Origin of the sequence: Hymenobacter lapidarius, assembly GCF_001816145.1 — a bacterium.
Taxonomy (GTDB): Bacteria; Bacteroidota; Bacteroidia; order Cytophagales; family Hymenobacteraceae; genus Hymenobacter; species Hymenobacter lapidarius.
Window position 1 is genome coordinate 16,566 of the sequence record NZ_MDZB01000097.1, and the last position, 18,725, is coordinate 35,290.

Annotated in this window: 19 protein-coding genes and 1 tRNA gene; 17 read left to right on the top strand and 3 right to left on the bottom strand. The window is 62.4% G+C overall.

Annotated features, from left to right (window positions below; translation table 11 throughout):
* Positions 1-39 precede the first annotated feature (39 nt).
* Positions 40-2,310, bottom strand: coding sequence for a heavy metal translocating P-type ATPase (locus BEN47_RS08075; protein WP_070727042.1), 2,271 nt, complete (start codon positions 2,308-2,310; stop codon positions 40-42).
* 555 nt (positions 2,311-2,865) lie between these two features.
* Between BEN47_RS08075 and BEN47_RS08080 the strand changes: the two genes are divergently transcribed.
* From BEN47_RS08080 to BEN47_RS21385, 13 genes are all read left to right on the top strand, one after another.
* Positions 2,866-3,345 (top strand): hypothetical protein, encoded by a 480-nt coding sequence (locus tag BEN47_RS08080; protein ID WP_070727044.1) that lies wholly within the window; start codon positions 2,866-2,868, stop codon positions 3,343-3,345.
* Between the two features lie 164 nt (positions 3,346-3,509).
* Positions 3,510-4,457, top strand: a complete 948-nt coding sequence (locus BEN47_RS08085) for a DUF8832 domain-containing protein (protein WP_070727046.1) — start codon at positions 3,510-3,512, stop codon at positions 4,455-4,457.
* Between the two features lie 48 nt (positions 4,458-4,505).
* Positions 4,506-5,231: a DUF305 domain-containing protein gene (locus tag BEN47_RS08090; RefSeq protein ID WP_070727048.1), complete on the top strand. Its 726-nt coding sequence runs from the start codon at positions 4,506-4,508 to the stop codon at positions 5,229-5,231.
* Between the two features lie 56 nt (positions 5,232-5,287).
* On the top strand, positions 5,288-5,839 hold the full coding sequence (locus BEN47_RS08095) for a heavy metal-binding domain-containing protein (protein ID WP_070727051.1): 552 nt from the start codon (positions 5,288-5,290) through the stop codon (positions 5,837-5,839).
* A gap of 118 nt (positions 5,840-5,957) precedes the next feature.
* Positions 5,958-7,190: a TolC family protein gene (locus tag BEN47_RS08100; RefSeq protein WP_070727053.1), complete on the top strand. Its 1,233-nt coding sequence runs from the start codon at positions 5,958-5,960 to the stop codon at positions 7,188-7,190.
* 1 nt (position 7,191) lies between these two features.
* On the top strand, positions 7,192-7,815 hold the full coding sequence (locus BEN47_RS08105) for a hypothetical protein (RefSeq protein ID WP_070727055.1): 624 nt from the start codon (positions 7,192-7,194) through the stop codon (positions 7,813-7,815).
* Positions 7,816-7,827: 12 nt separating this feature from the next.
* Positions 7,828-8,973 carry an efflux RND transporter periplasmic adaptor subunit gene (locus tag BEN47_RS08110; RefSeq protein ID WP_070727057.1) on the top strand — a complete coding sequence of 382 codons (1,146 nt, stop codon included), beginning with the start codon at positions 7,828-7,830 and terminating at the stop codon, positions 8,971-8,973.
* Positions 8,974-8,991: 18 nt separating this feature from the next.
* Positions 8,992-9,480, top strand: a complete 489-nt coding sequence (locus BEN47_RS08115; RefSeq protein ID WP_070727122.1) for a YybH family protein — start codon at positions 8,992-8,994, stop codon at positions 9,478-9,480.
* A 159-nt stretch (positions 9,481-9,639) separates the two neighbouring features.
* Positions 9,640-12,861, top strand: a complete 3,222-nt coding sequence (locus tag BEN47_RS08120) for an efflux RND transporter permease subunit (RefSeq protein WP_070727059.1) — start codon at positions 9,640-9,642, stop codon at positions 12,859-12,861.
* A 10-nt stretch (positions 12,862-12,871) separates the two neighbouring features.
* The gene (locus BEN47_RS08125) at positions 12,872-13,498 is read left to right on the top strand and encodes a helix-turn-helix transcriptional regulator (protein WP_094123011.1); all 627 of its coding nucleotides are present in this window, start codon (positions 12,872-12,874) and stop codon (positions 13,496-13,498) included.
* Between the two features lie 78 nt (positions 13,499-13,576).
* Positions 13,577-13,912, top strand: coding sequence for a four-helix bundle copper-binding protein (locus BEN47_RS08130; protein WP_070727064.1), 336 nt, complete (start codon positions 13,577-13,579; stop codon positions 13,910-13,912).
* 140 nt (positions 13,913-14,052) lie between these two features.
* Positions 14,053-14,262, top strand: a complete 210-nt coding sequence (locus tag BEN47_RS08135) for a heavy-metal-associated domain-containing protein (protein WP_070727066.1) — start codon at positions 14,053-14,055, stop codon at positions 14,260-14,262.
* A gap of 181 nt (positions 14,263-14,443) precedes the next feature.
* On the top strand, positions 14,444-14,590 hold the full coding sequence (locus BEN47_RS21385; protein ID WP_158010919.1) for a hypothetical protein: 147 nt from the start codon (positions 14,444-14,446) through the stop codon (positions 14,588-14,590).
* Between the two features lie 281 nt (positions 14,591-14,871).
* Here BEN47_RS21385 and BEN47_RS08150 read toward each other — a convergent pair.
* Positions 14,872-14,945: transfer RNA gene (locus BEN47_RS08150), tRNA-Asp, on the bottom strand.
* A gap of 143 nt (positions 14,946-15,088) precedes the next feature.
* Positions 15,089-15,241, bottom strand: a complete 153-nt coding sequence (locus tag BEN47_RS21390) for a hypothetical protein (protein WP_158010921.1) — start codon at positions 15,239-15,241, stop codon at positions 15,089-15,091.
* On the opposite strand from BEN47_RS21390, the gene BEN47_RS08155 reads away from it, so the two are divergent.
* The 4 genes from BEN47_RS08155 to BEN47_RS08170 all read left to right on the top strand — a co-directional run bounded on the left by BEN47_RS08155 (position 15,240) and on the right by BEN47_RS08170 (position 18,711).
* Positions 15,240-16,187: an acetyl-CoA carboxylase carboxyltransferase subunit alpha gene (locus BEN47_RS08155; protein ID WP_070727073.1), complete on the top strand. Its 948-nt coding sequence runs from the start codon at positions 15,240-15,242 to the stop codon at positions 16,185-16,187. The genes BEN47_RS21390 and BEN47_RS08155 overlap by 2 nt on opposite strands.
* A gap of 93 nt (positions 16,188-16,280) precedes the next feature.
* Positions 16,281-17,129, top strand: a complete 849-nt coding sequence (locus BEN47_RS08160) for an MBL fold metallo-hydrolase (RefSeq protein ID WP_070727075.1) — start codon at positions 16,281-16,283, stop codon at positions 17,127-17,129.
* Between the two features lie 110 nt (positions 17,130-17,239).
* Positions 17,240-18,004, top strand: a complete 765-nt coding sequence (locus tag BEN47_RS08165) for a patatin-like phospholipase family protein (RefSeq protein ID WP_070727077.1) — start codon at positions 17,240-17,242, stop codon at positions 18,002-18,004.
* A 68-nt stretch (positions 18,005-18,072) separates the two neighbouring features.
* The gene (locus BEN47_RS08170; RefSeq protein WP_239691541.1) at positions 18,073-18,711 is read left to right on the top strand and encodes a 1-acyl-sn-glycerol-3-phosphate acyltransferase; all 639 of its coding nucleotides are present in this window, start codon (positions 18,073-18,075) and stop codon (positions 18,709-18,711) included.
* The last annotated feature ends 14 nt before the right edge of the window (positions 18,712-18,725 follow it).

Genomic DNA, 18,725 nt, shown 5'->3' on the forward strand with positions numbered 1-18,725 from the left:
GCTGCTGCGGGCAAAACGCGCATTTTTAATTCATCATTTTTAATTTTTAATTGGGGAGAATCCCCTCAGCCGCAGCGAATTGGTGAGCACCGAAACCGAACTGAGGGCCATGGCTGCCGCGGCCAGCATGGGCGAGAGCAGAATGCCGAAGAAGGGGTAGAGCAGCCCGGCCGCTACGGGGATGCCCAGCGTGTTGTAGATGAAGGCAAAAAACAGGTTCTGCTTGATGATGCGGATGGTCTGGCGGCTCAGCTCAATGGCCGTGACCACGCCGTGCAGGTCGGAGCGCATGAGGGTGATGCCGGCCGCCTCCATCGCCACGTCGGTACCCGAGCCGATGGCGAGGCCGATGTCGGCCTGGGCCAGCGCCGGGGCGTCGTTGATGCCGTCGCCCACCATGGCCACGATGCGGCCCTCGGCCTGCAGCTCCTTCACCTTGCCGGCCTTTTCGGCCGGGAGCACTTCGGCGAAGTAGCGGGTGATGCCCACTTGGCCGGCCACCTGGGCGGCGGTCTGGGGGTTGTCGCCCGTCATCATCACCACCTCAATGCCCAGGGCCTGCAGCTCCCTGATGGCGGCAACAGAGGTGTCGCGCACGGTGTCGGCCACGCCCAGCAGGGCCACGGCCTGTCCGGCCACGGCCACGTAGAGCACGGTTTTGGCCTGGCTCAACAGCTGCTCGGCCTGAGCCGTCAGCTCGGGCGAAAGGGTAATGCCTTCCTCGGCCAGCAGGCGGCGGTTGCCGATGAATACGGCCTGGCCGTCCACGGTGGCGGTGGCGCCTTTGCCCTCCACGGCCCGGAAGCCGGTGGCGGCCAGGCTGCTGCTTCCCTGCGCATCAGCATAGCGTACCACGGCCTCGGCCAGCGGGTGCTCGCTCTGGCGCTCCACCGCGGCCAACAGCTGCAGCAGGCGCGGGCCATCCTGTCCGGGGGCCAGGAAGTCGGTCACGGCCGGCTCGCCGCGGGTGATGGTGCCGGTTTTGTCCAGCAGCACGGTGTTCACCTGGTAGGCTTTTTCCAGGGCTTCGGCGTTGCGAATCAGCACGCCATGCTCCGCGCCCTTGCCGGTGCTTACCATGATGGCCGTGGGCGTGGCCAGGCCCAGCGCGCAGGGGCAGGCAATGATGAGCACGGCCACGAAGCTGACCAGGGCCAGCGGCAGGCGCGTATCCACCGGGGCCAGGTCAAACCACAGCACGAACGTGAGGATGGAAATAACCACCACCGTGGGCACGAAAATGGAGCTGACCTTATCGGCCAGCCGCTGAATGGGGGCGCGGCTGCCCTGGGCGTCTTCCACCAGCTTCACAATCTGCGAAAGCATGGTATCGGCCCCGACTTTGGTTACTTCAAAGCGGAAAGAGCCGGTTTTGTTGAGTGTGGCCCCGAACACCGGGTCGCCGGATTTCTTCTCCACGGGCAGGCTTTCGCCGGTGAGCATGGCTTCATCCACGGCCGATTGCCCTTCGGTGATGCGGCCATCGGTGGCCACCTTCTCGCCGGGGCGCACCACCACGATGTCGCCGAGCTGCACCTGCTCGATGGGCACGTCTACTTCCGCACCGTCGGGGCGCACCACGCGGGCGGTCTTGGCCTGCAGGCCAATGAGGCTGCGCATGGCGGCCGAAGTCTGCGTTTTGGCGCGCATTTCCATCACCTTGCCCAGCAGAATCAGAGCAATGATGGTGGCCGTGGTGTCGTAGTACACTTCGGGCATGAGGCCCCGGCTGGTGAAGAACTCCGGTACCACGGTGGCCGCCAGGCTATACAGAAAGGCCGCGCCGGTACCCACAGCAATGAGCGTGTCCATGTTGGCGGCCCGGTGCTTGAAGCCGTTCCAGGCCGACACGTAGAACTCCCGTCCGCTGTAGGCCAGCACCGGCAGCGTGAGCAGCAGCAGGGCGTAGTTCAACAGGGGCATATTCACCCGCGCCATCAGGGCCGGCCAAAGCATGAGCATGCTCAGCGGCATGATGATGATGGCCAGGCCCGCAGCCACCCAGAAGCGCCGCCGGAGCTTCTGGTAAGCCAGGGCTTTCTGGCGGTCTATTTCGGCGCTGCGCTCGGCGGCGCTGGTATCGGGGGGGCGCTCCATTACCCCGTAGCCGGCATTCACGACGGCTTCCTTCAGGCTGGCGGGGCTGGCCTGGCCGGGCAGGTACTGCACGGTGGCTTTCTCGGTAGCGAAATTGACCATGGCGCTCTGCACGCCGGGGGCTCGGCTCAACGATTTTTCGATGGCCGACGCGCAGGAGGCGCAGGTCATGCCTTCGATGTCGAGGGTTTCGGTTTTGGTAGTTGGTTCCATAGAAATGCGGGTTGGAGGTGGTTGCCGGGCATAGCTCTCAGCAGAGAAAGCCCACAACCACTTATACAAAATAACGGCTTTCCCGCAGGGAAGGTGGTACTGAATACCGCCGCATAATTGCATAATTTGACGGGCTGCCGGTTCTCCGCCCCATCCTTGTGTTCTACGTGCGCCCGCTGACTGTGGGTACTAAAAGGCTATGCGCACACGTTCTGTCGTGCTGACGAAGGAAGCATCCTCTCACCGGAGAACGGGTCGTCCAGCTGAGAAAGGATGCTTCCTTCGTCAGCATAACAGTGCTCAACGTACAGCCTTTGAACACTGGTGTCGCTTATTAAATTATGCGAATTACTTGCACAATTGTGCTCCGCAGCCGCGCTAGTTGCTTGCCAGGACTTACGAAAAAGCCAATTTAACGCGTGCCAGTGCTGTTTCATCACTGGCTTTGGCCGTTTGGCTACCGAGGCCGGAACCCTTTTGAGCTTCACGGGGTAAAAGAACTCCCGATTGCGTTCAACCAAATAAGCCTATTTTTGTAGTTGCTTAGTGCCCGTTATGTTCCGTAGCCTGTTTCCCTTCCGCCGTTTGCTGGCGACGAGCTTCCTGCTCGTCTTCGTCAACGTGTTTGTGGGGCAGTGCTGGTGCGCGACGGTAAATCCGATGGTTGTGGCCCCACCCGCAGCGGCTTTGGCGGCCCATGATGGGGCTGAAAAGCCCGCGCATCCCGGCTGCGCCGGGCATGGGGCGGTGGCGGAGAATCCGCCGAAGCAGCAGCATGGCCACCCGGCCAAGCCGACTAGCAGTCACGACTGCTGCAAGGACAAGTCGGCTTCGCTGCTCTCGGCGCTGACGACCCCCGCTCAGAAACACCTGCTTATTTCTGCCCCGGCCGTGTTGCCGTCGGCAACAGCGTTTCACTTCCGGTCCCTGGCTGGCCAGTGGGACCGCACGGCTGCCGTCGCCCTGGTTCCGCCCCGGCAGCTAAAGCCCAAAATACCCGACATCCGTATTTTCATTCAGTCGCTGACTGTCTGATTGTTCCGACGCGCTAAGGCTCGCGCCGGCATAGCCATGCTATGTCCGGGGCGGGCCTTTTCGTTTGCTCGTCGCGCTGCCGTTTCGGGCCGCCTTTCACTTTCATTTTGTGGGTACTTCTGGTAAAGCCAGGCATTGCCGCCGTTTGGGCGGCGCTATTTCTTATGAACAAATACAGTGCTTTCCTGCTGGCCGCTGCCAGTGTTTTTACCGTTGCCAGCTGCTCTTCGGATTCGTCGACCAGCAGCGACACCACCACCGTTACCACCCCCACCGGCACCGCACCCGACAGCACCGCCGGGCACGCCGGGGGCCACACCTACGCCTGTCCCATGCACCCGGAGGTGACCAGCACGCAGCCCGGCCAGAAGTGCCCCAAGTGCGGCATGGACCTGGTGCACAACGACCAGGTGAGCAATGGCAAGAGCTACCAGATGAAGTTCGAGCCCACGCCCATGCAGCTGGTGGCCGGCCAGCCCGCCACGCTCACCTACATTCCGCAGGAAGTAGGCAACGAAGCGGCCCCGGTGCCGCTGGCCGTGGTCCACGAGAAGAAAATCCACCTCATCATTGTTCGCAAAGACCTGTCGGTGTTCTACCACGAACACCCCGAATTCACGGCCGACGCCAATTACAAGGTGCCCTTCACCTTCCCCAAGGGCGGCGACTACGTGCTGTTTCAAGACTACTCGCCGGCGGGCGGCGGGCACCAGCTGGGCCGCCAGGTGGTGAACGTGCAAGGGGCGAAGTACACGCCCGTTAAGTTCCGTCAGGACCAGATGCAGTGGGAGCAGGACGGCTACCAGGCCACCCTCGCCTTTGACAAGGAGCTGAAAGTGGGCCAGCTGCTGGGCATGAGAATCACGCTTAGAAAGAACGGCCAGCCCGTGACCGACCTCGACAAGTACCTCGGGGCGCTGGGCCACGTCGTGGTCATCAGCGAAGACACCGAGCGCTACCTGCACGTGCACCCCAACGACCAGGCCGACAAGGGCCCGGCCATCGGTTTCAACACCAGCTTCGAAGCCCCCGGCCTGTACCGCGTGTTCCTGCAGTTCAACCACGGCGGGCAGATTCACACCGGCAACTTCACCATCAACGTGAAGGCCTAACGCATTCAATCAGAAGTCATTTTCGCTTTCCATTTCAACCTGAATCTTATGAAAAAGTCCGCTTTTTACCTCGCCGCCCTCTGCTCGGGTGCCCTGCTACTCGGCAGCTGCAGCAGCGACAAGGCCGCTGATACCACGGCCACCGGCGCCGATACGAACACCATGGCCATGGATTCCTCGGCTTCCGGCGAGATGACCGGCATGGACCACTCCCAAATGGCCAACGGTGCCGCCGGGGCCTCGCCCCAGCTGGTGGCTATGAACGAGATGATGGCCAAGATGGACGCCAGCAAGCCCAAAGGCAATACCGACCACGACTTTGCCCACATGATGCTGGCGCACCATCAGGGTGCTGTGGCCATGGCCGACATTCAGCTGCGCGACGGCAAAGACGCCACCATGCGCCGGATGGCCGAGCAAATAAAGGCCGACCAACTCCAGGAAATCACCGCGCTGGAAGCCGCGGCTACCCGCCTCGACAATGCCCCAACCAACTACAAGCCCACGGACCCGGCCGACCCCTTCACCAGCAAAATGAAGGCTTCCATGGACGGTATGATGCAGAACATGCCCAAGTCCGTAGCCAACGCCGACATGAATTTCAACATGCTCATGACCGTGCATCACCAGAGTGCTGTGGACATGGCCAAGGCCGAGCTGGCCCACGGTAAGGATACCAAGCTCAAGCAGATGGCCCAGCAGATGATAACGGCCCAGGAAAAGGAAATCCAGCAACTCAAGGACTGGCACAACCAGAACGCTGACAAGATGTAGGCTCCAACAAGCCTGTTACCCCCCCCGCATTACCCTAATTCAGTTTTTCCTTCCTCATGAAATTTTCTCAATTGCTCCTCGCCGCCGCCCTGGTGGCCACTACTGCTTTCTCGGCCCAGGCCCAGCACAGCCACAAGCCCGGCAAGGCCGCGCACGGTCATAAAGCGGCCGGCGAAACCCATGCTCACCAGTCGCCCCACGGGGGCGTAGTTCGTACGGCCGGCGCCTACCACATCGAGCTGGTGCAGCAGGCCGGCGAAGTACACGTGTACCTGCTCGACGGCAAAGAAGCTACCATGGCCACTGCGGGCACCACCGGCTCGGTGATGCTGCTGACCACCACCGGCAAAACCAGCACCGCAGCCCTCACGCCCACCGGCGACCACCTCGTGGCGCAGGTTCCCGCCGGCACCACCGTGCGCACGGCCATTGTCAGCCTCAAAGCCCGCGGCAAGTCGCTCTCGGCCCGGTTTGAAAAGCTGGATGCAGGTGCCAAAACCAGCAAAGCCGCCGCTGCTTACACCTGCCCCATGAACTGCGAAGGCTCGGCCAGCGACAAGCCCGGCAGATGCCCCAAGTGCGGCATGGCCCTCGTGAAAAAGTCGTAGGCGGAGCCTGTATTTCGGGCGCCGGGCGTCCGGGCTCGCTCCGTCCCGGGCCGTCGGCTGCTGCAACGGCGGGCGGCCCCCTGACTGGTTTTAACCTGAATGTATGAAGTTTTTGACAATGAAATCCGGCCCCGGCTGGCTGCTGGTTCTGGCCCTGTTGCTGCTTGTGCTGGGCCGGGAAGCCGCGTGGGCGCAAACCACCATCAGCCTGGATAGCGCCCAAGCCCTGACGCTGCGCCGCCACCCGCGCCTGCGGCAGTCGGACCGGGAAATTGAGGAGCAGCGGGCCCTGAAGCGTGGCTCCTTCGCCCCGGCCAACCCGGACTTGCTGTTCTCGGCCCCCACGGGCGAGATGTGGGCCCCGGGCGTGGTACAGACGATTGACTTCCCGAATGTCTACCGGCGGCAGCGCCAGGTGGCGGAGGCCGGTATCACGTTGGCCGAGCGCAACCGCGACGTGAGCCGGGCCAGTGTGCTGCGCGACACCCGTTTGGCTTACCTCTCGCTGCAGTTTGCCGAAGCCCAGGCGCAGCAGTTGACGTACCAGGACAGCCTGTTTCGGGTCCTGCGCCTGGCCACCGAGCGGCTGTTCGCGGCCGGTGAAGTGACCTCATTGCAGCGCATCAGCACCGACGCCGAAGCCCGGCAGGTGACCGTGCAGCTGCAGCAAGCCACCGAGGACCGGCGCGCCGCCCAGCGCCGCCTGGGCTTGCTGCTGGGCCGGCCCACGGCCGCATTGACTACTGCTACTGACCTGCGCCGCAGCGGCCCGGAGCTGGTGCAAGCCGGTGGGGCGCTGCTTAGTGGCCTGCCCGCCGAAGACAGCACGGCCCTGGGGCGCAGCCCCACGCTGGCGGCCGCCACCCAGAACGTGGCCCTCAGCCAGTCGGGCATCAGCCTGGTGCGGGCCCGGCGCACCCCGGCCCTCACGGTGGGCTACCAGAACCAGGCCTTTGAGAACTCGGCCATTCGGTACCGCTTCCAGTTCGGCGTGTCGGTGCCCGTCTGGTTCTGGACCTACCGCTCGCAGCTGCAGGCGGCCACGGCCCGAAGCGAGGCCGCCGGCTACCAGCTGCAAAGCCAGCGCCTGGAGCTGAGCACGCTCTACCAGCAGGCGCTGGCCGACACGCGCAAGTTCTCGGCCTCGCTGGGCTACTACGAGCAGACCGGCGTGCCGCAGTCGCGGGCCATCATCAGCCAGTCGCAACGCCTGTTCCGGGCCGGCGAAATCAGCTACCTCGTGCTGATTCAGAGCCTGAACCAGGCCTTTACCATTCAGAATACCTACCTGACCACCATCCGCGACTTCCGTCAGGCCCTCATCGAACTTAACTACCTGCGGGGTGAATAACATGAAGCAACTCCTGATTTTGCTGCTGGGCCTGCTGCTGAGCGGCTCGGCCTACGCCCACGGGGGCGAGGACCACGGCGATGGCGCCAAAGCGGGCACCCCGGCCGGCGCCACGTCGTTTTCGGTGGCCGCCCTCTCGGAACAGTTCGAGGTGCTGCTGCGCTACGAGCCGCTGGAAGGCGGGAAGCCGGCCGACCTGCGTTTGTTTCTCTCGGATTACGCCACCAACGCCCCCATCAAAGGCGCCAAGCTCACGCTTACCAATCCCGAGGATGCGAAGCTGAAGTGGGCGGTGACGGAGAAGGAGCCGGGCATTTACCTGGTCGAAGGCCAGTTTCCGGCCAACAAGGCCTACAGTTTCACGGTCAACATCGTGGCCGGCGATACGGCCGACCTGCTGCTGCTCGAAGGCATCAGGGTGGGGGAGAAGCTGCCCGTGGCCGCGACGGCACCGGCGGTTAGCACTTCGTTTTTCTCCTCCTGGAAAACAATTTTGGCCCTTGCCGGCGCCTTCGTTTTGGGCATCGGCTTAACGGCCCTGCTGATGCGCCGCCGGCGCCTGGAACCCGGACTGCAAACCTCGGAGCAAGCGCTGACGGCCAGCCGCCGCACCCCCTTTCCTTAACGCTTAACCCATATGAAAACCACTCATAAATTTCTGGCCGTCACAGCCGCGGTCGGCCTGGTGCTCACCGTGCTGCTGCCGCCCCCGGGCCTGGTGCAGGCGCACGGGGGCGAAGACCACGGCGGCGAAGCCAAAGCCAGCACCGGCGTGGCCCTGACCGACGAGGTGCTGCTGCCCAAGGAAAGCCAGTTCCTGTTTGAGGTGCGCACCAATCTGGCGGCCTTTTCCACGACGTACAGCCGCGCCACGCTCTACGGCACCGTGTCGGCTGCGGCGGGCGGCGAAGGCCGCATTGTGGTGCCGCAAAGCGGGCGCATCGTGAGCCTCGCTGCCCAGGTTGGCAAATCCGTGCGGGCCGGCCAGACGCTGGCCGTTATCGAGCAGACGCTGGATGCCACCCAGCAGATTGGTCTGAGCACCGAGCGGGCCAACGCCCAGGCCGAGCTGCGCGCTGCCCAGCAGGACTACGCCCGCCTGCAAACCATCGCCGACATCGCCGCCCGCAAGGACGTGGTGGCGGCCGAGCTGCGCCTGCGTCAGGCCCGCCAGAACGCCGGTATTCAGAACAGCCAGGCGGGCCAGCGCCGCGTGAGCATCACCTCACCCATCAGCGGCACCGTGGACGTGTTTAACCTGGCCGTGGGTCAGCAGGTCAGCCAGGGCGACGAGCTGTTTCGGGTCATCAACCCCGGCAAGCTGCGCGTGGAGGCCCAGGTGTTTGCCCAGGACCTGGCCAAGGTCACGCCCGGCGCCGTGTTCCGGGTAGAAGGCTTGCAGGGCCAGGCCGGCGTGCCGGCCCGGCTCGTGGTGTTCAGCAACGTGGTGAACCCCGTCAACCAGGCCCGGCAGCTGGTGCTGGAGCTCGATGCCACCGAAGGCAGCGCCTACCGGGCCGGCCAGGCCGTGAACGTGCAGGTGGTGGGCCAGACCGGGGGCGGCAAACCGCAGCTGGTGGTGCCCACCTCGGCTATCACCGACCTCAACGGCAAGCCTGTGGTGTTTGTGCACACCGAGCCCGAGCGCTTCAAAATCCGCTACGTGCAGCTTGGCGCCGTGAACGGCCAGCAAACTGTGCTGACGCAGGGCCAAGTCAACGAAAACGACCGGGTCGTGACGGCCGGCACCTACCAGCTCAAGTCCATTTACCTCAACCAGTAACCTTTTTCCATGCTCCTCATGCGCAGCTTTCTTGTGGCCTTATTGGCCGTTCCCGCCCTGTCCCTGGCCGCTCAGGCCCAAACCGCGCCGGCTGCTTCGGCCGATGAAACGGCGGTGCGCGCCGTGCTGAAGCAGTACCAGCAGGCCGTCGAAAAGCTCGACACCACTGGCACCGACCGTCTGTTTGCGCCCAAGTCCCAGGTATTTGAGTCGGGCAGCGCCGAGGGCAGCTACCGCCACTATGCCAACCACCACTTGGGCCCGGAACTCAAGGAATTCAGCTCCTTCACTTACGATAACTACAAGGTGAGCGTGCAGGTGGACGGCCCCTACGCCTTCGCCACCGAAACCTACGGCTACACCATCGGCCTGAAACCCGACCCCAAGGCCAAGGCCAAAGCCGCGCCCGCGCCCGTTGAGCGCAAAGGGGTGGCCACGTCGGTGCTGCGCAAGAATGCCGCCGGCCAGTGGCAAATCGTGAGCAGCCACAACTCGGCCCGCAAGTAGGATTTGCGGCTACTCAATGATACCCGAGTCAGCCTACTGATTACGCGCCTGGTGCCCGTTGATTCTGATTGGTCTGCGCTACTCAGCTTCTGCGGTATCAGCCGCTGACTCTGCTGCCTTTTACGACTAATCTGGCAGCCTACTTTTCTGCTTTCATCGATGCTTGACAAGATAATTCGCTTTGCCCTGCAAAACCGCCTGCTGATGCTGGCTTTTGCCGTGGGCCTCCTCATTGCCGGCACTTACACGGCCAATCAGCTGCCCGTGGACGTGCTGCCCGACCTGGACCGCCCCCGCGTGACGGTGTTCCTGGAAGCGCCCGGCATGGCCCCCGAGGAAGTGGAGGCCCTGGTGACGCTGCCCGTGGAAACGGCCCTGAACGGGGCCACCGGCGTGTCGGCGGTGCGCTCCAATTCGGCCATCGGCCTGGGCATGGTGTTCGTGGAGTTCGACTACGGAACCGACATTTTCACGGCCCGCCAGATTGTGAGCGAGAAGCTGCAAACCACCGGCGAGCAACTGCCGCAAGGGGTGACGCCGGTGCTGGGCCCCATTTCCTCGGTCATGGGCCAGATTATGCTGGTGGGGCTGTCGGGTGGAAAGCAAACCAACGCCGCCGACCTGCGCACGCTGGCCAACTACACCGTGCGCCAGCGCCTGCTCAGCATTCCCGGCATTGCCCAGGTCATTCCCATCGGCGGCGACAACCTGCAGTACCAGGTGCTGCTGGACATGCCCCGCCTGAACGCCACCGGGCTGACGGTGAATCAGGTAGAAGAGTCGTTGCGCCAGTCGAACCTGAATACCACCGGCAACTTTTTTGACCGCAATGGCTCGGAGGTGCTCATCCGCAACCTGGGCCGGCTGCGCTCGGTGGCGGACATCGAGAACATCGTTGTAGGCTACCGCGAACAGTCACCCATCCGCGTGGCCGACGTGGCCAAGGTGGAGTTCGGGGCCCGCTTCAAACGCGGCGACGGCAGCGTGAACGGCCAGCCCGCCGTGATTCTGAGCATCGAGAAGCAGCCCGGCGCCGCCACCGTGGGCCTGACCCAGGCCGTGGAGAAAGCCCTGGTCGAACTCAAGCCTTCGCTGCCCAAGGACGTGCAGGTGAATACGCGCCTTTTCAAGCAGTCGGAGTTTATTGAGTCGTCGATTTCCAACGTGGAGGAAGCCCTGCGCGACGGCGCCATTCTGGTGGTCATCGTGCTGTTTGCCTTTTTGCTGAACGTGCGCACCACCTTCATTTCGCTGGTCGCCATTCCGCTCTCGCTGCTGGTCACGGCGCTGGTATTCAAAGCGGCGGGCATTTCTATCAACACCATGACGCTGGGCGGGTTGGCCATTGCGATTGGCGAGCTGGTCGACGACGCCATCGTGGACGTGGAAAACGTGTACCGGCGCCTGCGCGAAAACAAGCAACGGCCCGACCCGCAACCGGTGCTGCGCGTCGTGTATTCGGCCTCGTCGGAAGTGCGCAACTCCATCGTCTACGCCACCATTATCGTGGTGCTGGTGTTTTTGCCACTGTTCGCGCTGGAGGGTATGGAAGGCCGCATTTTCGCGCCCCTGGGCATTGCCTACATCACCAGCATCGTGGCCTCGCTCTTCGTTTCGCTTACGGTGACGCCGGTGCTCTGCTACTACCTGCTGCCCGGCATGAAGCAGATGGACCACCCCGAAACCGACGGCGGGCTGGTGCGCTGGCTCAAGAAAAAGGACACCCGCCTGCTGGGTTGGGGCCTGGCTCATCCCAAAACAGTGCTGGGAGTTGCTGGCGCCCTGTTGATAGCGGCCCTGGCCTTTATTCCCTTCTTCGGCACCGAGTTTCTGCCGCCCTTCAACGAAGGCTCCCTGACGGTGAACTTCTCGGCTCCGGCCGGCACCTCGCTCACCGAATCCAACCGCCTGGGCACGCTGGGCGAGCAGCAGATGCTCAAGATTCCGGAAGTGGCCTACACGGCCCGCCGCACCGGTCGCGCCGAGCTCGACGAGCACGCCGAATCGGTGAACAACTCCGAAATCGAAGTCGCCTTCAAGACCGAAGCCGAGCTGGAGAAGGAGGGCAAAACCATGCGCAGCCGAGACGAAATCCTGGCCGACATGCGCGACAAGCTCAGCCTGATTACGGGCGTGAACGTGAACATCGGCCAGCCCATTTCCCACCGCCTCGACCACCTGCTGAGCGGGGTGCGGGCCCAGGTGGCCATTAAGGTGTTCGGCAACGATTTGCTGGAGCTGCGCCGCTACGCCAACGAGGTGCGGGCCGCTGCCAGCACCGTGCCCGGCGTGGTGGACCTGCAGGTGGAGAAACAGGTGCAGATTCCGCAGCTGCTGATTCGGCCCAAAGACGACGCCCTGCGCGCCTACGGCATGGGCCGCGGGGAGCTGGTGCGCGACCTGGAAACGCTGTTTCAGGGAACCGTGGTGTCGCAGATGGTCGACGGCCAGAAGCGCTTCGACCTGGTGGTGAAGCTGCCCGAAGCCCAGCGCAACGACCTGGCCGCCATCAGCCAGACCCGCATCGAAACCCCCAGCGGCGCGTTGATACCCGTGAGCCAGGTGGCGGAGGTGATTTACGAGCCGGGGCCCAACACCATCAACCACGAAAACACCCAGCGCCGCATCACCATCTCGCTCAACGTGGCCGAGCGCGACCTGGGCTCCACGGTGCAGGAAATTCAAGCCAGAATCGGCCAGCAGGTGAAGCTGCCGCCGGGCTACTACCTCACCTACGGCGGGCAGTTCGAGAGCCAGCAGTCGGCCTCGCAGAAGATACTGTGGCTGAGCCTGTTTTCGCTGGCTGGCATCTTCCTGGTGCTGTTCTCGCACTTCAAGTCCTCGCTGATGGTGGGGCAGATTATGCTCAATATCCCGCTGGCCCTCATCGGCTCGGTGGTGGCGGTGCTGCTCACCGGCGGCACGTTCAGCATTGCCTCGCTGGTGGGCTTCATCACGCTCACCGGCATCGCCTCGCGCAACGGCATCATGATGATTTCGCACTACATCCACCTCGTGGAGCACGAGGGCGAGAAGTTCGGCATCCCCATGATTATCCGCGGCTCGCTGGAACGGCTGGTGCCGGTGCTGATGACGGCGCTGGTGGCGGCCCTGGCCCTGGTGCCGCTCACGCTGGCCAAGGACGCGCCGGGCAAGGAAATTCTGTATCCGGTAGCTACCGTGATTCTGGGCGGCCTGCTCAGCTCCACTTTCCTCGATATCATCGTGACGCCGGTAGTGTTCTGGCTGGTGGGGGAGAAGGCCCTGGCCCAGTACTTCGCCTCCCATCGGGAAGTGGGCCTCAACGAGCACCCGCAGGAAATTGACGCGCAGCCGCTCACACCGCCCGCCGACCAGAACCCGGTGCAGCCTGCCGTTTAACTAGCTATTAATGCTGCCCAACCACTCTTTTTCGCCCGACACTAGATGCACAGTGCTTTATATCAAGCACATGGTGTGCCCGCGCGGTATCCGGGTGGTGCGGTACGAGCTGGAAAGTCTGGGGCTACGGGTACTGCAGGTGCGGCTGGGGGCGGCTACCGTGGCTGGCCCGGCCACGGCGCTGGATTGGGCACGTATTCGGGAAGCGCTGGCGATGGCCGGCTTTGCCCTACTCAAAACCCCCAAGCACGTGTTGGCTACGCAGGTCAGGCACCTGGTAGACGAGCTGCTGCGCCGCCCCTTCACGGTTGCGCACCGCGACGTGATTGCTGCCCTGGCGCAGGAGGCGGGCATGGGCGTGCGCCAGCTGCACGGCCTGTTTGCCCGGCTGCCCGGCCCTGGGAGCCTGCCCGGCTACATTAAACACCAGCGACTGGCTTACGCGCAGGAGCTGCTGGAGGCGTCCCCGCTGAGCATCGGCCGCATTGCCCGGCAGCTGGGGTATAGCAGTCTGGCGCATTTTTCCGGGCAGTTTCGGCGGTTTGCGCAGTGCGCGCCGTCGGCCTACCGCCAGCAGCAGCGCGTTGCCCCTGAAGCTGCTGTGCTGGATGCGGAGGTGCCAAATAGTGCAAGCTAAAAGACGAAAAACGTAAAACCGGCTGCATGGGCTTGGGGTATACCACAGGGTAACTATCAACCACAAACTTCTTTTCCCATGCATACCCAAAACCAATCCCTCCTCGAAGCCCTCAACGCCTGCATTGCTGCCTGCGAGCACTGCGCCTCTTCCTGCCTGCAGGAGGAAGACGTGAAAATGATGGCCCGCTGCATCAGCATCGACCGCGACTGTGCCGACATCTGCGCTCTCACGGCCCGCTTCGTGGCCCGCGGCTCCGAGCACGCCGCCCATCTGCTCAAGGAATGCGCCGAAATCTGCGGAATCTGCGCCGCCGAGTGTGAAAAGCACGGCGCCCACATGCAGCATTGCCAGGAGTGCGCCGAAGCTTGCCGGCGCTGCGAGGAGGCCTGCCGCGCGGGCCTGGCTGCATAGTCTAATGGCCTGAAGCAAAGCGCAGCCGGGAAATCATGCAAGCCAGCGGCGCAATTCTGTACTGGTCTGGCTGCACCTGGCCGCAACTTTGCGTGTTCTATTCACACGGACCACCGGTGGCTCCGCTAGCTCTATTCGTCATGAAAACGCTCCAATTCAAAACCAACATCAACTGCGGTGGCTGCATCAAGTCCGTTACGCCTGTCCTCAACCAGGAAGCCGGCGCCGGCAACTGGCAGGTAGATACCGCCAACCCCGACAAGATTCTCACCGTCACCTCCGACAAGCTCACTGCCGAGCAGATAATGCAGGCCGTACAAAAGTCCGGGTTTGAGATTCAGGCGGCGTAGCTGGTCGGTGCCATCCTCACAAAACGCCCGGCCCTGCCGGGCGTTTTTTTGCTTTGCCAGGCGGGGCCTGTTCTGCGTGCTACAGGCTCGTGCGTACGCCAGAATGTGGCTTCACTTATCAAACAGGGATGAATCTATCCGGAGCCAGGACCGGCACTTCCATTTCCTGAACTCCTGCCCGGTGGCGAGCCGACTCATATATGCTCCCGACCTGCTGGCCTCTTTGCTCTTGTACGCCGACGTGCTCAACCTGCCGGCCGAAGCGGTGCCGAGGGAGTTGCCCGCGCTACGATTGCCCGGCGCAGATACGCTGGTGTTTTCCGCGTAGGCCCGGCCGGGGGCGCACGTGCTGCCGGTGGCATCGGTTGCTGACGCCCGGCAACGGTTTGAGCACCGTCCGCTGGTGCCGGGCGAAAACCAGGGTCGGATAGTGACGACTGGCCCCGGCCACCTCTCCCTCATCTACCCGGCCAACAACCAGCTCACGCTTCTGAAGCCAGGCGCTGGTGCGGTACCCCTTTCTAGCAAGAATGAATTTTCTTAAATCTGCCACTGAAAAAATAAAAAGGCCATTTCCGATGAGGAAATGGCCTTTTTAGCAAACGATAGCGGTCTGGACGGGACTCGAACCCGCGACCTCCGCCGTGACAGGGCGGCATTCTAACCAACTGAACTACCAAACCGTTTGCCTAGGTGGAGAAGCCGTGTGCTTTTCCGTTTTGGTGATACAAAGGTAGGGGAATAAAACCGCGTCCTGCAAGCTCTGGGCCAAAGTTTTTCTAAAAAAGGGAGGCTGGGAACGGTTGTATGTTGTTTTTCAGGCTCATTAATTTTTGTGGGTTGCTGCTGCGATGGATGTTTTACCTTTGCCATCCGCCTGATGAACGGCTTTTGCGGCTGAGGGATGTGGTTTTCCTCCGCAAAGGCTTTCCGTGGTGTTCTTCTCTCGTCTTTCCATTTGAAATAGTCCGTATTCCATGCTCCTTGATTTTGAACAACCCATCGTTGCGTTAGAAGGCAAGCTTCTTGAAATGCAAAAGCTGGCCGATGAGAGCGACGTCGACGTGAGCGAGGCCGTGGCGGCGCTGCAAGCCAAAATAAAGGCTCTCAAGAAAGAAACGTATGCCAACCTCACCCGCTGGCAGCGGGTGCAGCTTTCGCGCCACCCGGAGCGGCCTTATACCCTGGACTATATTGAGGGCATGGCCGACAAGTTTGTGGAGCTGCACGGCGACCGTACCGTGGGCGACGACAAGGCCATGGTGGGCGGTTTCGGCGAGATAGACGGCCACCCGGTTATGTTCATTGGCCAGCAAAAGGGACATAATACCAAGCAGCGCCAGTTTCGCAATTTCGGCATGCCCAATCCCGAAGGGTACCGCAAGGCCCTGCGCCTAATGAAGCTGGCCGAGAAATTTAACGTGCCGGTGGTGACGCTGATTGACACGCCGGGCGCTTTTCCGGGTCTGGAGGCCGAGGAACGGGGGCAGGGCGAGGCCATTGCGCGCAACCTCAAGGAGATGTTTATGCTGAAGGTGCCGGTGGTGTGCGTTATCATTGGCGAGGGCGCCAGCGGCGGGGCTCTGGGTATTGCCATCGGCGACCGGGTGCTGATGCTGGAAAACACCTGGTACTCGGTGATTTCGCCCGAGTCGTGCAGCAGCATTCTGTGGCGGTCCTGGGATTATAAGGAGCAAGCCGCCGAGGCGCTCAAGCTCACGGCCATCGACATGCAAAAAGCCGGCTTGGTGGACGGCATCGTGAAAGAGCCACTGGGCGGAGCGCACACGGCTCCCGAGCAAATGATTGAAACGCTGAAAAATACGCTGCTGAAGACGCTCAAAGAACTGGAAAGCATCGCGCCGGCAGACCGGATTTCGCAGCGCATCGACAAGTTTTCGGCAATGGGCGTGGTGGTGGAGTAATACCAGTGAACAGTTATCAGTGAGCAATGAACAGTGTTGTTCGGCAAACTCCTGGCAACTGCTCACTGCTCACTGATAACTGTTCACTGACCTATGAAAATCCATACCCTCGACACCGGTCTTTTCAGGCTTGACGGCGGCGCCATGTTTGGCGTGGTGCCCAAGAGCATATGGCAGAAGCTCAACCCCCCCGATGCGAACAACATGTGCACGTGGGCCATGCGGTGCCTGCTCATTGAGGACGGCGGTCGTTTGCTGCTGATTGACAACGGGATTGGGGAAAAGCAGGACGAGAAATTCCGGGGGCATTTCTATCTGCACGGCGACGATACGCTGGAAAAATCGTTGCGCAAGCTGGGGTTTACCAGCGCGGACATCACCGATGTTTTCCTTACGCACCTGCACTTCGACCACTGCGGCGGCTCGGTGCAGCGCAAGGGCGACGGCAAGCTGGCCCTGGCCTTTCCAAACGCGACGTACTGGAGCAACGACGCGCACTGGCAGTGGGCGGTGCAGCCCAATCCACGCGAGAAGGCCAGCTTTTTGCAGGAAAATATTTTGCCGATTCAAGAGAGCGGGAATCTGAAGTTTGTGGGCCTGCAAGCCGGGGTTCCGTCCGAGCTACCACAGTTTCGGGAAATCATCATGGCCGACGGGCACACCGAAAAAATGATGGTGCCGTTGATGGACTACAAGGGCCGTACGCTGGCTTTCGTGGCCGATTTGCTGCCCAGTACCGGGCATATTCCGCTGCCTTACGTGATGAGCTACGACGTGCGCCCTCTGGTGACTATGACCGAAAAGGAAGCGGTGCTGCGGCGGGCAGCCGATGAAAACTGGGTGCTGGTCCTCGAACACGACCCTATTCATGAGGCCTGCACCGTACAGCTCACCGACAAAGGCGTCCGCCTGGCCGAAACGCTACGAATCGCGGACCTGTAACGCCAGCAAAGGGCGCTGCCGCAACGTGCTTGCGCAGGGTGCGGCAGCGGACTGGCGCCACGGGGACCGGGTTGCGAAAAACGATAAATTAAGAGAAATCAAACTACACCATGGCCCAAATGGGGTTGGCATTGTCGGGGGGCGGGGCGCGTGGCATTGCCCACCTCGGGGTGCTGGCGGCGCTAGACGAGCTGCAGCTGCCGGTAGGGGAGCTGGCCGGCGTGAGCTCCGGGGCCATTGCCGGCGTTTTTTACGCCGCGGGGTTCCCGCCGCGCGAAATCCTGAAACTGCTGCTGACTACCAACCTGTTCAGCCTCACGCGGCCCGCGTTTAGCCGCTACGGCCTGCTGCATCTCGATGCAGTGGCCCAGCTCATTGCCCGGCAATTGGGGGCCAGGGTCAACTTTGAAGACCTGGACGTGCCGCTGACGCTGGTGGCGACGGACCTGCTGGCCGGCGAGTCGGTGTACTTCAACTCCGGGCCCTTGCTGGCACCGTTGCTGGCCTCCTCGGCGGTGCCCATCGTGTACCGGCCGGTGGAGTACCAGGGCCGGCAGCTGGTGGATGGCGGCCTGCTCAACAACCTGCCGGTTGAGCCGCTCCTGGGCAAGTCTGAGCTGCGGGTGGTAGGGGTGAACTGCAACCCGAGCCACGCGGAAACGCATATCCCCAACTTTCGGCGGCTGGTGGAGCGCACGTTGCACCTGGCAATCAACGCGAATACGGCCGCCCGCAAAACCCAGTGCGCGCTGGTGCTGGAACCCCAGGAACTGCGCCACCACCGGCCCCTGGGCTACAAGCGCGGGGCGGAGCTGTTCGATATTGGCTACCAATACACCCTGAGCCAGGCGGTAGCTCTGCAGGCGCTGCTCTAGGCAAAGCGGTGGACGGCAGCAGCCGGCAGGTCCTGCACTTGGCTGCAACTGCCCATCTTTGCAGGTAAATGGAGCGGCTCCGCCTGGCCGCCGCTCCCATCAATTGTTTTTATCTCATCACCAGCACTGCCTCAATGCCCGCGCGCAAAACCTCTACAACCTGGTACTACATCGCCAAATTCGTGTTTTGGATTTCAGGCTGGAAGCTCGGCGAAATCCGCAACCCGGAAATCAAAAAAAGCATGATGATTGCGGCCCCGCACACCAGCAACTGGGACCTCATCATGGCCCGCGCCGCCTTTTACCTGATGGATGTGGACGTGCGCTTCACCGTGAAAAAGGAGTGGACCGAGCACTGGCTGCTGGGGGGCATGGTGCGGGCCGTGGGTGCCCTGCCCGTGGACCGCAGCAAGAACAACAGCCTTGTGGATGGCATGGTGAAGCTATTTGAACAACACGAGGAGCTGGTGATTCTCATCACGCCCGAGGGCACGCGGGCCTACCAGCCCCGCTGGCGTCGGGGCTACTACTTTGCCGCGTTGGGTGCCAATGTGCCCATCCGGCTGGGGTATCTGGACTATAAAAACAAAGAAGCCGGCATCGGCGAAGCCGTGTACCCAACGGGCGACTACGCAGCCGACGAGGAAAAAATCAAGGCTTTCTATCGCACCAAAACCGGCCGCTTTCCCCAGAAAGGCATCCGGTAAGAAATCAACTACGC

What these genes read in the sequence shown, in the direction of transcription:
- BEN47_RS08075 (WP_070727042.1), bottom strand. Translation starts at nt 2,310, where the DNA reads ATGGAACCAACTACCAAAACCGAAACCCTCGACATCGAAGGCATGACC.
- BEN47_RS08080 (WP_070727044.1), top strand. Translation starts at nt 2,866, where the DNA reads ATGTTCCGTAGCCTGTTTCCCTTCCGCCGTTTGCTGGCGACGAGCTTC.
- BEN47_RS08085 (WP_070727046.1), top strand. Translation starts at nt 3,510, where the DNA reads ATGAACAAATACAGTGCTTTCCTGCTGGCCGCTGCCAGTGTTTTTACC.
- BEN47_RS08090 (WP_070727048.1), top strand. Translation starts at nt 4,506, where the DNA reads ATGAAAAAGTCCGCTTTTTACCTCGCCGCCCTCTGCTCGGGTGCCCTG.
- BEN47_RS08095 (WP_070727051.1), top strand. Translation starts at nt 5,288, where the DNA reads ATGAAATTTTCTCAATTGCTCCTCGCCGCCGCCCTGGTGGCCACTACT.
- BEN47_RS08100 (WP_070727053.1), top strand. Translation starts at nt 5,958, where the DNA reads ATGAAATCCGGCCCCGGCTGGCTGCTGGTTCTGGCCCTGTTGCTGCTT.
- BEN47_RS08105 (WP_070727055.1), top strand. Translation starts at nt 7,192, where the DNA reads ATGAAGCAACTCCTGATTTTGCTGCTGGGCCTGCTGCTGAGCGGCTCG.
- BEN47_RS08110 (WP_070727057.1), top strand. Translation starts at nt 7,828, where the DNA reads ATGAAAACCACTCATAAATTTCTGGCCGTCACAGCCGCGGTCGGCCTG.
- BEN47_RS08115 (WP_070727122.1), top strand. Translation starts at nt 8,992, where the DNA reads ATGCGCAGCTTTCTTGTGGCCTTATTGGCCGTTCCCGCCCTGTCCCTG.
- BEN47_RS08120 (WP_070727059.1), top strand. Translation starts at nt 9,640, where the DNA reads ATGCTTGACAAGATAATTCGCTTTGCCCTGCAAAACCGCCTGCTGATG.
- BEN47_RS08125 (WP_094123011.1), top strand. Translation starts at nt 12,872, where the DNA reads ATGCTGCCCAACCACTCTTTTTCGCCCGACACTAGATGCACAGTGCTT.
- BEN47_RS08130 (WP_070727064.1), top strand. Translation starts at nt 13,577, where the DNA reads ATGCATACCCAAAACCAATCCCTCCTCGAAGCCCTCAACGCCTGCATT.
- BEN47_RS08135 (WP_070727066.1), top strand. Translation starts at nt 14,053, where the DNA reads ATGAAAACGCTCCAATTCAAAACCAACATCAACTGCGGTGGCTGCATC.
- BEN47_RS08155 (WP_070727073.1), top strand. Translation starts at nt 15,240, where the DNA reads ATGCTCCTTGATTTTGAACAACCCATCGTTGCGTTAGAAGGCAAGCTT.
- BEN47_RS21390 (WP_158010921.1), bottom strand. Translation starts at nt 15,241, where the DNA reads ATGGAATACGGACTATTTCAAATGGAAAGACGAGAGAAGAACACCACG.
- BEN47_RS08160 (WP_070727075.1), top strand. Translation starts at nt 16,281, where the DNA reads ATGAAAATCCATACCCTCGACACCGGTCTTTTCAGGCTTGACGGCGGC.
- BEN47_RS08165 (WP_070727077.1), top strand. Translation starts at nt 17,240, where the DNA reads ATGGCCCAAATGGGGTTGGCATTGTCGGGGGGCGGGGCGCGTGGCATT.
- BEN47_RS08170 (WP_239691541.1), top strand. Translation starts at nt 18,073, where the DNA reads ATGGAGCGGCTCCGCCTGGCCGCCGCTCCCATCAATTGTTTTTATCTC.